Raw genomic sequence first — 12,527 nt, 5'->3', positions numbered from 1 at the left:
TCGACCTCCCGGAAGGACCCCGGGTCCACCAGCAGCTCGATACGCTCCCGTGCCGTCAGCTTGCCCTTGGCGTGCTGCGCCGCCGTCGCCTTCTCACACGGCCCGGCCAGCGCCTGCGCACGGATCCCGTACAGCTCGGCGACGCACCCACGGTCGTCCGGCAGCTCTGCGGCCACCTGAGGAATGTCATTGAGGACTGTCACTGTGCCTCCCTCCCTGGGCGCGACCGGCACGGAGACCCCAAATTATCAAACCGTCTGTGCGGTTTACAGGGGGGCGGGGTGCGGTGCGCACATGAATCAGCTGGAAAAGGTGCCTGTCGGCCCCCGGGGACCTTGCGAGCGGTGCGCCCTACCGCCAGCAGTGCGGCGAGCGATAGGCCGATCCGGCACACTCCGGCGGCCGCCACGACGGAACGCCGGGCGGCTCCTGTTCCGCGGCCTTCGCGTCCCGCCCGGCCATCACCGCGAACAGCACTGCGGTCAGTGCGGCCAGTTCCTGTTCGTCGGCCCGGCCGCGCTCTATGCGCAACGCGAGGGCCGGGACGCCGGGTTCACCCATGTCCGCTCCTCTCCACTGCGGCCACCGTGCGGCACCGCGCTACAGACAGGCCTCAGCCCCGCTCGAGAGTCACTCGTAAGGGCGGCGGGAACGGCGAAGCGTCCTGAGGGGTGTGAGCTGGAGGAATGCCGGAGAGCGGGCTGAGGCGGAGGCGCCCGGTCGACCGGGCCTCGACGGCGGCTCCAAACAATCCTGGACGGAGATTGCGATTCCTCTGGAAACCAAACCGGGTGGACTGTATCTTTCGGGGCCTCCGTAGACATCTCCGATCTCGTTCTGGGGGAGCGATGACCGCGAGCACGTTCCGGTACGAAAGACCGTCGACCAAGCAGACGACAAAAGCCGACCTGTCGCCCTTCGGGGCGGCGCTCTGTCACGGGCCTCTGACCACCACGGTCCCCAGGGAACTGGTGCACCGAGCGGCCGTCGCCGAGGTCATGCTCACCGACTGGAGGCGACTGGGGGACACCCACTTCACGATGACCGCGCAGTGGCCGCGGGGCCACAGCTTCTTCACCCCGGTCGACGGGACCCACCACGACCCGCTGATCGCCGCTGAAACGATCCGTCAGGTTGGTGCCCTGCTCGCTCACGCCGAGTTCGGCGTGCCCTTCGGGCATCAGTTCCTGATGGAGGAACTGGCGCTCACGGTGTACCCCGAGGAGTTGCGCATCGGTCACGCGCCGGCCGCGCTGGACCTCGACGTCACGTGCGCGGAGGTCAAGAAGCGCGGCGGCAGGCTGGCCGGTATGCGTTACGAGACGACGGTCCAGCGCGAGGGAAGGCTCGCCGCGTCGGGGCGGTTCTCCTTCAGCGTCATCTCTCCGGCCGTCTACCGACGGCTGCGACCGGAGCGCGTGTTCGACCCCGGGCACTCTCCGATCGCCCTGACGGCTCCGGTGGCACCGCAGACCGTGGGGCGGCTCTCGCCCGCCGATGTGGTGCTCTCCCCCACCGGTGACACGAACCGGTGGCAACTGCGGGTGGACACCCGGCACCCCGTGCTCTTCGACCACCAGGTCGACCACGTTCCGGGCATGGTGCTGCTGGAGGCCGCCCGTCAGGCGGCGACCGCCGTCCTGGGCAGGCCCTCGGTCCTGCCGGTCGGCCTCGCCTGCGAGTTCACGAAGTACTCGGAACTGGACCGGCCCTGCCTGATCGACGCCCTGTGCCTGCCCAAGGGTGCCGCCGGTGACCCCGACACGGTCCTGGTCACCGGCCACCAGGACGGCGAGCCCGTCTTCAGCACGACCGTGACGGCTGCTTCGGGCGCCTGACCGCACCGGCCTTCGGCCTCACGGCGCCTTCCCCCACGAACGCAGAGCGACGGCGCCTTCCCCCCACGGCCGACGGCCCGCCCCACCGCCGCGCCTCTCTCGCTCTTGCTTCTCGACTGCGCCTCCGCCGCGCCTCTCTCGCTTTTGCCTCTCGGCCGTGCCTCCGCCGCGCCTCTCTCGCTCTCGCCTCTCGGCCGCGCCTCCGCCACGCCTCTCCGTGCTGTAGCCCGGCCCCTCCGCCAAGCCTCTTTCGCTCGCTGTCGCCCGCCCACTCCACAGCCCTCGGGGTGCGGACCACACCGGCCGGGCCCGCAGCCCGGGCCCGCAGCCCGGGCACCCGCATGTCGCCCGCCCGCCCGCCCGCCCGTCACGCTCCGCGAGAGCCGCGCGTGGCCGCGCGCCGTCCCGCCGTCACGGCCTGCGGCGGAACGCCTCGCGGTGGTCTTCGGCCCATGTGCGGAACGACCGGGCCGGACGGCCGGTCAGACGGAGGACCGTGTCCTCCACACCGGCCTTGGCTCCAGCACGCTGGCGTTCCGCACTGGCCAGCAACGCCTCGACGACCTCCTCCACGGGGTGACGCTCCCGCAGGCAGGCACGTGCCCGGTCGGGGGACAGCTCCTCCAGACGCAGCGGCCTGCCCAGCACACGCCCCAGCTCGGCCGTCTGCTCGACCGCGCTGATCGGCTGCGGTCCGGTCAGCGTGTGGATCCGCCCTTCGTGCCCGTCCTCGGTCAGCGCGCACACGGCCGCGTCCGCGATGTCACGCGGGTCGACACACGCGTTGACCGATGTCCCGTACAGCGCGTGGACGACCCCCTCGGAAGCGATGGATGCGGCCCAGCACAACGCGTTGGACATGAACGAGCGAGGCCGCAGCACGGTCCACAGCATTCCGGAGTCCATCAGCAGCCTTTCGGTCGTGCGCTGCCACTGGGTGATGAGGTCGTCCGCACCCTTGTCGGCGACGGCGGCCGCGGACACCTTGACCACGTGCCGCACCCCCGCCGCGCGTGCGGCGCGCAGGAAGAGCGCGTCGTCGTCCCCGCCGACCCGGCTGGTGACGACGAACGCACGGCGCACACCCCGCAGGGCACGGTCCAGAGAGGCGGAATCGGTGTAGTCACCCGCCACCACGTCCGTACCGGGGGCCGTTCCCTGCAACCGCGAGGGGTCCCTGGCCATGACCCGCACGGCCAGGTCGCGGGGGAGCCGGCGCACCAGCTCCCGTCCGACGGTTCCGGTGGCACCTGTCACGAGAATCACCGCTGTCTCCTTCTGCCGGAAGGGCCCGGGTCACCGAGGCAGCCGCCCCGCCTCTTGAGACCGCGCAGGACACCGCCTGTAAGATACATACTGGGCGGTTTTTTTGTGGGGTCGCTCCGGCTCCATCCGTCGAAGCGATCTTTAGGTAGGGAGGCCCGCACAGTGGTGAAACAGGACCGTGCCATCCGTACGCGCAGGACCATCCTCGAGGCAGCGGCGAAGGTCTTCGAGGAACGCGGCTACCAGTCCGCGACCATCGCCGAAATCCTCGGCACCGCCGGCGTGACCAAGGGTGCCTTGTACTTCCACTTCGAGTCGAAGGAGCAGTTGGCACAAGGCGTGCTCCATGAGCAGGACCAGCGGTTCGCCATTCCCGACCGGACTTGCAAACTGCAGGAACTCGCCGACGAAGTGCTGCTGCACGCCTACCGTCTGCAGTCCGACCCGATGGTGCGCGCGGGCGTCCGGCTGAGCATGGACCAGCACGCGGAGGGCCTCGACCGCAGTGGGCCCTTCCTGCGCTGGAGTCACGTCTGCCGGGAACTGCTGGTGAACGCGCAGGCCCAGGGCGAGCTGCTCCCCCATGTCGTGCCGTCCGTGACCGCCGACGTCGTGGTGGGCACCTTCGCGGGCGTGCAGTCCATGTCCCAGACCGTCAGTGACTACCAGGACCTGAGGTCCAGGAGTTCCGCACTGCTGCGCCATCTCTTCCCCAGTATCGCCGTGCCCTCCGTCCTTGCCTCGCTGGACCTGTCCGAACAGCGAGGCAAGTCGGTCTACGAGGAGATCCGGGGCCGGCTCCGGGAACAGTCGCCGGCCACCGTCAGCTGAGTACCCCCGCACCCGTCATGACAGGCTGTTTCCCGGTCCGGGACGACCGGCGGCCGAAGTACAGCGCCAGTACGTCGTCGAGCCGAGCACCGTCCGAGGCGGTGCTCTGTCCCGCCGGTCCGGAGGCCCAGGCCACGTAGCCGTCGGGGCGCACCAGCAGGGCATCGCACGGAATCTCGCCTACGGGATCGGCGTGGACCGGCCTCAGTACGTCCGTCCACTCCCCAGCCTGCCGCGCGTACCGGCTGCCCCCCTCCCCGAAGAGCAGCAGCAGCGGGCTGCCGGTGCGCAACAGCCCGACCACGTCGGTCCGGACGCCTCCCGTGCTGAGGGGCACATTGTGAAGAAACCTTCCTTCCAATCCTGCGGGCTGCTCGATGCATCCCGGGAGCACGATGTCCTGACCACTGACCAGGTCGCTGAGGTACCGGCTCTCCCGGTCGGCGGCCACCAGCCCGGCGAACAGCGCGCGCAGGGCGTCCGCCTCGGGTTGCGACCGCATGAGGGCCAGTTGCGCCAGAGTGTTGTCGATGACGCGCTGGGCGGCAGGGCGACGCTCCTGGTCGTAGGTGTCGAGGAGGTCCTCACCCGCGAGATTCCGCACGGCGAGCGCCAGCTTCCACCCCAGGTTCAGGGCGTCCTGTACGCCCGTGCTCAACCCCTGGGCCCCGACCGGGAAATGCATGTGAGCCGCGTCCCCGGCGAGAAGGATCCGTCCCCAGCGGTAGGAATGGGCGAGCCTGGCGAAGTCACTGAACCGGCTGAGCCAGCGCACCTGCCCGAACGCGATCTCTCTCCCGGCGATGCGGGCGAGTTCCCCGCGCAACTCCTGAGCGGTGGGCGGCACGTGACGCCCGGCATGAGGGCCGGAGCAGTCGAGGGTCCTGATGTGGGTGCCCTCCCCGGGGATGTCGTGCGCGACGATCCAGCCGCGCGGGGTGTGGTGCCAGCCCGGCCGCAGAGCCCCCGAGTCCTCCAGCCGGACCAGTCCGGACAGCCCGGACGTCGTGGCCCGGTAGGTGCGTGCCGGAACGCCCCCCAGTTCCCGCACGGTGCTGCGCCCGCCGTCCGCTCCCACGAGGTACCGGGCGGTGCACTCCACGGGCCCGAGCGGTCCCTGAGCCCGGACCCGGACACTCCCCCGGTCCTGGGACACCTGGGTGACACGGTGTTCACGCAGGACCCGAACGCCGGCCGCTCGCGCCCGCTGCTCGAACAGACGCTCAAGGTCGGCCTGCGGCCGTTTCAGAACGGGCCCCGGCTCCGAGGCCGGGGCCGTGATGGTCAGCCCGGGTACGCCACCGAAGCGGAAGGGCACTTCGGTCTCGGCCGCGCTCGAAACCCCCCTCGGCACGAGTTCCGTGAAGTACCCCCGCCTGGCGAGACCCTGCAGTGCCCTCGCGTGGAGGACCCTGGCTTTGGGCCGCTCGCAGACCGCGGCCTGCGCCTCCAGCAGGACGGTGCGGACTCCTCGGTCCCCCAGCTCGGCCGCCATCAGCATCCCGACCGGTCCTCCCCCGACGATCACGACCTGCGCGTGCAGACGACTCTCCACCGTAGGACCTCCCCTTGGTCTCTAAGGCGTTGCGGCAGGGACAGGGGCATGTCAGAGTCGCCGGGCCGATGATGAGAACCGACGGCGCACGCCCCTCCCCTGTATGGCGTACGGAAGACCACTCCACCCGCCTCCATGAGGTCGGCTGGCGCGTTGAGAAAATATACCGGATGGACGGTTCTTTTCAAGTCCTCCACATACTGCCTGAGTTCTACACCCTCGGACGGCCAGGAATCCCCGGGTTCCAGCGGAGGCCGCTCTCCTCCGTGGTCCCGCGCCCCGTGCGGGGTCGGCGACTCCTCAGCCCTGGCGGGCTTGCGGTGCCCCGACGGGGTGGCCAGGGCCCTTCGACGACTGCCGCACGGAGCCCCGGAAGGACGGCGACGACATGGCGGGCCCGCAGGGTGGCTGATCGAGGCATACGCGCGCCTCGGAGTCCACACCGCGGCCACGCCGTGGCGGGCTTTCGGTGGTGCAGGTTCGAGCGGGGTGCAGTCGTGCTCAAGGCCGTGTCCAGAAGCCCTGCACGGCGCAGCCCTGGGAGGCAGCGAAGAAGCCGGCGGTGTCCGCAACACCGGTACGAGCGTGGGCCCTCGGGGTCCGAGTCCGGCCGTCGGATAACAGCTAAAGAGCGCGCCAACGCCAAACCGCCTCCGACCTGCGAATACGTGCTCCGACACCCAGTTCCTGAGAACTGCCAGGCAGTTCCTGGGAACTGCCACCACGTCCACAGGAACTGAGTGCCACGATCCTGGGAACTCCCTAGATTGCTCTCAGGTCAATGAGCAGAACCCGGTGAACTGCCCTCCAGACCCTGTCAGGTGGGCAAGTGGCACGGCCTGTGAAGCCGAGTTGATTGACTTCCTGCTCATGTCCGTTAGGTTCATCAGGTCGGTGCCACCGCCGTCGTCCGAGATGTCCGCCACCCCCGTACACGGAGGGTCCGTTGGGAGCAGTACGCAGACTGGTCGACGCCGACACGGGCGAAGCGGTCCCCTATGCGCCGTACGCCTTCTCAGGCCGGCACACCCAGGTGGACAAGTCGCGCGTCGAGGCGATCACCGAGTCCAAGGCGTTCACCCCCAGCCAGAAGTTTCTGGTCCTGTGGTGGATCGGCGTCTCTCCGGAGGGCATGGACCCGCTGAGGGCGACGGGAGCGGACATCGCCCAACGCGTGGGAATGTCCACGGATGCGGTCGGCAAGATCAACCGTAAGCTGACCAAGCACCGTATCCTGATCGTGCGGGGGCGCATCGGCAACTACAACCTTTACAGGATCAGCCCCTACATCGCGTTTCACGGGACTGGTCTGGAGCAACGTGAAGCGGTGAAGACGTGCATGCCTCCGGACATCCCCGGCTTCAACGAAATGACCCCTGCACGGTGGGAGGCGCAGTGACCAGCGACCACAAGCAGAGGAACCTGGAGCTGCTGCAGGCCACGGCTGGCATGACCGCCAACCAGCGCCTCGTCGTCATGCTCTACGCCCTGCATCCCACGGACCGCGCGGGTGCGGTGGCGGAGACCGCGGCCAACCTCGCCGCCCTGGTGGGCATGTCCGCCCCCGTCTTCTCCCGCACCCGCAAGCAGGTCATCGAGGCCGGCTGGCTCGAGGAGTCCGACCGGCTCGCGCACATCCGCTACTACCGCCTCAGTCCCAAGGCTCTGGGCGAGAACGTCGTGGTCCCGCTGCGCCGCGCTACCTGACCGGTCTGCGAGAACGTCCCTCATTGACTTCTGAGCAATGAGGGACGTTCCCTGGGACGTCTTCGATGACCTGACGCACATGACGCCCGGCACAGATACGGCCTGGCACAGATACGGTCTGGCACGGTTGGGCCTGGCACGGTTGGGGGTGGCTGGAGCCCCGGACACCGCTGAGGCGACTCGCGGGCTACTCGGCTCGTGCCGCGACCTCTCCGGTGAAGGAGCGTGCCAGCTCTCGCAGCCGCTCCGGGTCCCTGGCTGTCGCCTTCATGTTCAGGAACTGCAGGAGCCGGAAGAAGACGTCGTCGTCCTCGATCTTCCTGTCCAACAGCATGGCGAGGGCGCCCGGCTCGTCATAGGGCACCCGACGCCCCTGCGCCTCGTCGTGGGCGGCAGCCGTGCCGTCGTCCGACGCGGACGAGTCCGTCCGCGGCTCCGGCACCGCATGGGTGACAGGCGGTGCGTCAGCATTACGGTCGTCAGCGGACCGATCGTCAGCGGACCGATCGTCAGCGTCCACGGTCGGTGGCCGAGGGTCCTCTATTACGTCGTAATAACTCGCGGTCCTCTCGGCGGTCCTCTGGGCGGCCTTCTCGCTCCGGGAGGCGGCATCGGGCTCCGCCTCGGTCCTGTTGCGGCGTTGCCGCTTCTCCGCTTCCTTCCGGACCCGCTCCTCCTTCAGCGTCTGCAGAGCCGTCTCCTGGTCCGCAGCGGGCCTGTTGCCCACCGCGCGCAGCAGGTCAATGGGCTCCTCGCCCACCCGCGCCTGGAGTTCAGGAGTGAGGTTCAGCAGGGCGAGACGCTGGGACACCCATCCCTGAGAGCGGTGGAGCCGCTTGGCCAGGGCGGTCTGGCTGCCGTGGATGGCCAGGAGCCGTTGCAGAGCGCGGGCTTCGTCCAGCTCCTCCAGGTCCTGGCGGTGGATGTTGGCCACGAGTGCGGACTCGAGGAGCTCCTCGGCCGAGTTGCCCTGGTCGTCGCTGACCATGACCTTGACGGTGGCGAGGCCGGCTTCGCGGGCCGCGGCCAGCCGGCTGCTGCCGTCGATCACCACATACCTGGTGTCGCTTTCGAGGTCGGCTTCGCGCTCGGGGTTGGCCTTGATGTAGGCATCGCGGTTCATGACCGTGATCGCCTGCTTCTGGCCGTGGGTCTTCAGGCTTCCGGCCAGGTCGGTGAGGTCACCGAGAGTGGAGCGGGGATTGTCGGGGTTGAGGCTGATGCTGTCGGGGGGAAGCACGGTCGGCGGGGCCGCGCCGTCAGTGGGGACCCCGGTGGCCGCGGCCACCGCCTGGCGGCGGGCGCTGATCGGGCGCCCTCCCCCGCCGAACCGACCGGTGCCCAGCTGTTCGGCCTTGCTCATGCGATCTCCCGGGCGAGCGCGCGCATGCTGATCGCCTGCTGGGACCTGGGTGCGTACGACAGCAGCGGTTGCTTCATCCGGACGGCTTCCTTCTGTTCCTTGAGGTCTCCGATGAGTCCGACGACGCGGGGGTCCTTTATGTCGACCCACCCCTGGAGTGAGGAGGTGGCGATGAAACCGCGGCGGGAGTCGTAGAGGTTGACGACGATGCCGAGGTAGTCGATGTCGATCTGGAGGTCACCGCGCAGGTCTTCGATCTGCGTGGTGAGGAGGTCGTAGGCGTCGGCGGAGCTGTCCTCGGCCTGGACGACGATGAGGGCGCCGGACTGACCGGGCTTCTCCCCTTCTCTGCGACGGCCGTAGTAGGAGGCGGCGTCCATGCTGAGTCCGAGGCTGGGCGGACAGTCGACGAGGATGACGTCGTAGTCGGCCTCGAGCGGAGCGAGCGCACGCTCCAGAGCCGCCTCCCGGGCCCTTACGGCGGACAGGCGCACATCGAGGAGGAAGGCGTCGTTGCAGGCGGGCAGGAGGTGGAGCCGGCCCTGGAAGGTGTCGTCATCGATGGAGACGACGAGGTCCCGGAGATGACCCTTGGGGTCCCCCGCCATGTGGTTGGTGAGGCTGTCACCGTTCATGGGCAGCGGGGCGGCGCCCAGCTGGTTGGTGAGGTGGCACTGCGGGTCGAAGTCGACGAGGAGTACGCGCAGTCCGAGCCCCGGCAGGTTCTCGATCTCCAGAGGGTCGGCGACGTGTTCTTCGGGCCGGGTGTCGCTGTCCCGCAGCGCTTTGGCGAGTGCCTTGGCGATCTGCACGGAGTGCAGGGCGTTGGGGTCCTCGGCCAGTGCTTCTCCGAGACCGGCGGTGATGGCCGTCTTCCCCACGCCGCCCTTCTGGTTGCAGACGACGATGCGTCGCGTGATCTCCGGCCGCTCCACATCGGGGACGGGGTTGGTGGAGAGCCACAGTTGGACGGACTGAGCCAGTCCCTGGATGAGGGAGACCCGGCGGTCCGCAGCGATCTGACGGAAGGTCTCCCACTGCCCCGGAGGCAGGAACGTGGAGAACGAGTCGGCGCCGGAGGTGTCGACAGGCTCCGGAGCGGAGGCCAGGTCGCACCAGTCCCTGATGCTCTGTTCTACGGCCGTCTGGATCTCGATGCCGTGCTGGGCCGCTCTGACCTTGAGGTTCTGGCGAAGCCAACCCGGTAGCTTGGAGACGACCTTCTCCCGGTCGCTGGAAGCGTCTGGCGAAGTCATGGAAGACACCATACTAACGCCCTTGATGCTTTGAACCGTCGACACGTTAGTTATCACTAGTTATTCCCAAGGGAGCGGGAAGACGCGCTGCCGACTGCGGGTCGTGGACGGCGGACGCCCCACATTGGCGTGGCTGGGCGAAGTGGGTGGTGGAGGTACCTCCGCTCGTGGGTGACCAGCAGTCCCAGCGCCGGGGTTGCTGTTCTGTGGCTCAGGTCAGTGAGGGGCGGTCAGGGGCGAGCAGGCGGAGTGAAAGGGTGCCGACGGGTGCCCCTCTTTTATAAGAGCAGCGACCGCGCAAAGGGCTGTGACCTGCGGCTTTAGGCACAACAGTGTGTCCTGGGGAGCACATTCGCCCCTTCGAAATGTCAACCTGGCGGTCACATTAGGGAGTAGAAATCAAGCTGTGCTTGTCTTTTCCGGACGACTGTCCCGCTCGGTATCGCAGCAGGTCACAGCCTCGCGCTCAGGCGGGCAACGCGGCCGAGGGCAGGGCACGGCACGAGCGAAACGTGCCGCCATCGCGACACAGGAAATCAAGCTGGGCTTGAGTAATCTTGCAGAACCGAAAAAATACTCAAGCTAGGGTTGAGTATCTGAACCGTCGATCCTCGCGAGCCGGGAGAAGGGGTGAACTCGGCGCGCTGGACCGGCAAAAGACAAGCCCTGCTTGAGTTTTGAGCTAGTCTCTGGACTGCCTGAGTATCAAGGGAGGTCCTGTGACAGCCGATCCACCAGCACACCGACGGCCCCGCGCCGTCCCTGACGCCGCATCGGGCGATCCGGGCTTCGACGACCTCCTCCAAGTCCTCGGAGAGCAACTCGGTGAAGCGACCCAGAGCAGCGACTCCCGCAGTCGCCGCAAGCTCAAGAACGTCACCTTCGAGTACGAGACCGACCACACGGCCGTGCACGACATGGCCGGAGACGCCGGCTACAGCTTGGCCTCGAACTGGTTCACCCAGCTCCTCGCCCAGCTCGCCGTCGCCAACTCCATCACCAAGTCCCAGCTGTGCGTCTTCCTCTACGTCGCGGGAGCACAGCAACGCGGCACCGGCGTCGCCCAGTACACCCAGCAAGAGATCACCGACGGCCTCAACAAGCTCGCCGCCCAGAAGGACGGCAAACGCATCACACGCTCCACGGTCAACCGCGCCATCAAAGCACTGGTGGGCTACAAGTGGATCGAGCAGCTCGGCAACGGCATGATCCAGCTGAACGTACGCCTGTGGTTCCACGGCAACAGCAACGCCCAGCACGCCGTCCTCGAGCAGCTCGCCGTCCAGCACGACCGCGACCCCGCGGCATTCCCCCACGGCATCGGCCCCGAGGTCCATCAGGAGCAGCTGGACCTCGGGCTCACCGATCACCCGCATTATGGAGCGGGAAGGCGGACCGGGTGATACACCACCAACAAGAGCTTCGCCCACCCGCACGAGGAAGGGGTACCGATGGCTGATGTCATGTCACCGGTCGTGTCCGAACGTATCTGGGCCCTGCCCGTGTCCGGGGCCACGGTCAAGTTCCTGCAGTACCTGCTCTACCGCAGCGACTTCGGAGGGCACCTCCCCGTACGCCAGAAGGACATGGCCACCGAATACCGCGTCACCCCCCAGGCCGTCAGCAACCTCATCGCTCCCCTGTGCGAGCTGAACATCGTGCTGCGGCCCAAGAACGAAGAGGGGAGCCGGGGCAAGGGAAACTCCTACCGGCTGCACCCCCTGGCGGCGAAGTACGCCTGCACCCAGGACATGGAAGCGGCATTCAGGTCCGCGATCGCCGGCATCAAGGCGGGAGACCTCCCCAACCTGAAGCTGCCCGCCTACGCCGCCGTCCCGCCCACAGCCGACGGCCGTCCGAACCTCCAAGTCGCCTGACACCAAGAAATCGGGGCCCCGCCGAGAACGGCGGGGCCCCGATTGCCTGAGTAGAGGTCGTACCCCCACTATACCCAGTCACCCCCGGGCCGTCGGCCGCACAGGGAAGACCGTCAGCTCACGGCCTGCTTCACCAGAGCGGCGATCCGCTCCTCGACCTCGGGCGTCACCTTGCTCAGCGCGAAGCCGGCCGCCCACATGTTGCCCTCGTCCAGGTTCGCGTTGTCGCTGAACCCGAGCGTCGCGTAACGCGCCTTGAACTTCGCTGCACTCTGGAAGAAGCAGATCAGCTTGCCGTCCAGCGCATAGGCGGGCATGCCGTACCAGAGCTTCGGCGCCAGCTCCGGGGCGCTCGCCGTGACGACGGCATGGACGCGCTCGGCCATGACCCGGTCCGAGTCCTGCATCTCGGCGATCTTGGCAAGCACGTCCTGCTCCGCCAACGCCGCCTTGTCCGCACGCGAGCTGCGCCGCGCAGTCGCCTTCTGCTCCTTCGCGTGGTCCTTCATCGCGGCCCGTTCCTCGGCCGTGAACCCCTCGTATGTGCTCTGCTCGGTGTTGCTCATGTTCCCTCCGTAGCCCGTGGGTCACGCTCGCCCGACCCGATATGCCACGACGAGCACGGTCACGTCTCTCAGTACAGCACCTGCCGTGCACACAGCCCTTGACATCCACTCGAGGCAGCCTCGAAACGGACCCACTGCATACGGAAGGCTGATCGGGCCCGGGCTATTACGACGTAATAGCCCGGGCCCAACCCAACCAAACTACCCCTCGCAAACCCCCCCAACGCGCCCCCGCCCCCCTGGTTTGGCAAAGTGTGGTGCGTCAGGG

At 68.1% G+C, this 12,527-nt stretch carries 13 protein-coding genes; 6 read left to right on the top strand and 7 right to left on the bottom strand.

Annotated features, from left to right (window positions below; genetic code table 11):
- Together ACZ4V1_RS35555 and ACZ4V1_RS35550 are read right to left on the bottom strand one after the other, a co-directional pair.
- A partial coding sequence (locus tag ACZ4V1_RS35555) for a carboxyl transferase domain-containing protein (RefSeq protein ID WP_468345220.1) occupies positions 1-203 on the bottom strand: 203 nt, incomplete at its 3' end.
- 148 nt (positions 204-351) lie between these two features.
- Complete coding sequence (locus ACZ4V1_RS35550) at positions 352-561, bottom strand: acyl-CoA carboxylase subunit epsilon (protein WP_468345216.1); 210 nt, start codon at positions 559-561, stop codon at positions 352-354.
- Between the two features lie 287 nt (positions 562-848).
- Here ACZ4V1_RS35550 and ACZ4V1_RS35545 point away from each other — a divergent pair, with 287 nt between their 5' ends.
- Positions 849-1,838: a ScbA/BarX family gamma-butyrolactone biosynthesis protein gene (locus ACZ4V1_RS35545; protein WP_468345213.1), complete on the top strand. Its 990-nt coding sequence runs from the start codon at positions 849-851 to the stop codon at positions 1,836-1,838.
- A 411-nt stretch (positions 1,839-2,249) separates the two neighbouring features.
- Here the strand turns inward: ACZ4V1_RS35545 and ACZ4V1_RS35540 are convergent, their stop codons facing one another.
- On the bottom strand, positions 2,250-3,104 hold the full coding sequence (locus ACZ4V1_RS35540) for an NAD(P)H-binding protein (RefSeq protein ID WP_468345210.1): 855 nt from the start codon (positions 3,102-3,104) through the stop codon (positions 2,250-2,252).
- Between the two features lie 162 nt (positions 3,105-3,266).
- Here ACZ4V1_RS35540 and ACZ4V1_RS35535 point away from each other — a divergent pair, with 162 nt between their 5' ends.
- Positions 3,267-3,935, top strand: coding sequence for a ScbR family autoregulator-binding transcription factor (locus ACZ4V1_RS35535; RefSeq protein ID WP_468345207.1), 669 nt, complete (start codon positions 3,267-3,269; stop codon positions 3,933-3,935).
- Here the strand turns inward: ACZ4V1_RS35535 and ACZ4V1_RS35530 are convergent.
- Positions 3,928-5,490 carry an FAD-dependent monooxygenase gene (locus ACZ4V1_RS35530; protein ID WP_468345204.1) on the bottom strand — a complete coding sequence of 521 codons (1,563 nt, stop codon included), beginning with the start codon at positions 5,488-5,490 and terminating at the stop codon, positions 3,928-3,930. The two genes, ACZ4V1_RS35535 and ACZ4V1_RS35530, sit on opposite strands and share 8 nt — an antisense overlap.
- A gap of 946 nt (positions 5,491-6,436) precedes the next feature.
- Between ACZ4V1_RS35530 and ACZ4V1_RS35525 the strand changes: the two genes are divergently transcribed.
- The gene (locus ACZ4V1_RS35525) at positions 6,437-6,889 is read left to right on the top strand and encodes a MarR family transcriptional regulator (protein ID WP_219189011.1); all 453 of its coding nucleotides are present in this window, start codon (positions 6,437-6,439) and stop codon (positions 6,887-6,889) included.
- Positions 6,886-7,197 carry a replication initiation protein, RepL2 gene (locus ACZ4V1_RS35520; protein ID WP_468345200.1) on the top strand — a complete coding sequence of 104 codons (312 nt, stop codon included), beginning with the start codon at positions 6,886-6,888 and terminating at the stop codon, positions 7,195-7,197. The genes ACZ4V1_RS35525 and ACZ4V1_RS35520 overlap by 4 nt, the downstream gene beginning before the upstream one ends.
- A 187-nt stretch (positions 7,198-7,384) precedes the next feature.
- Here the strand turns inward: ACZ4V1_RS35520 and ACZ4V1_RS35515 are convergent, their stop codons facing one another.
- Together ACZ4V1_RS35515 and ACZ4V1_RS35510 are read right to left on the bottom strand one after the other, a co-directional pair.
- On the bottom strand, positions 7,385-8,560 hold the full coding sequence (locus tag ACZ4V1_RS35515; protein ID WP_468345197.1) for a ParB/RepB/Spo0J family partition protein: 1,176 nt from the start codon (positions 8,558-8,560) through the stop codon (positions 7,385-7,387).
- A complete protein-coding gene (locus ACZ4V1_RS35510; protein WP_468345194.1) occupies positions 8,557-9,816 on the bottom strand; it encodes a ParA family protein in 1,260 nt (419 codons plus the stop codon). Before ACZ4V1_RS35510 ends, ACZ4V1_RS35515 begins: the two co-directional genes overlap by 4 nt.
- Before the next feature lie 719 nt (positions 9,817-10,535).
- On the opposite strand from ACZ4V1_RS35510, the gene ACZ4V1_RS35505 reads away from it, so the two are divergent.
- Together ACZ4V1_RS35505 and ACZ4V1_RS35500 are read left to right on the top strand one after the other, a co-directional pair.
- Positions 10,536-11,219 (top strand): hypothetical protein, encoded by a 684-nt coding sequence (locus ACZ4V1_RS35505; protein ID WP_468345191.1) that lies wholly within the window; start codon positions 10,536-10,538, stop codon positions 11,217-11,219.
- A gap of 48 nt (positions 11,220-11,267) precedes the next feature.
- Positions 11,268-11,693, top strand: coding sequence for a hypothetical protein (locus tag ACZ4V1_RS35500; RefSeq protein ID WP_468345189.1), 426 nt, complete (start codon positions 11,268-11,270; stop codon positions 11,691-11,693).
- A gap of 113 nt (positions 11,694-11,806) precedes the next feature.
- On the opposite strand, the gene ACZ4V1_RS35495 is transcribed toward ACZ4V1_RS35500, so the two are convergent.
- Positions 11,807-12,259, bottom strand: a complete 453-nt coding sequence (locus tag ACZ4V1_RS35495; RefSeq protein WP_468345186.1) for an iron chaperone — start codon at positions 12,257-12,259, stop codon at positions 11,807-11,809.
- Positions 12,260-12,527 lie beyond the last annotated feature (268 nt).

Source organism: Streptomyces sp. NPDC028991 (genome assembly GCF_055564775.1).
The sequence above is the reverse complement of the archived record's forward strand: the minus strand, read 5'-3'. Positions and strand labels throughout refer to the sequence as shown.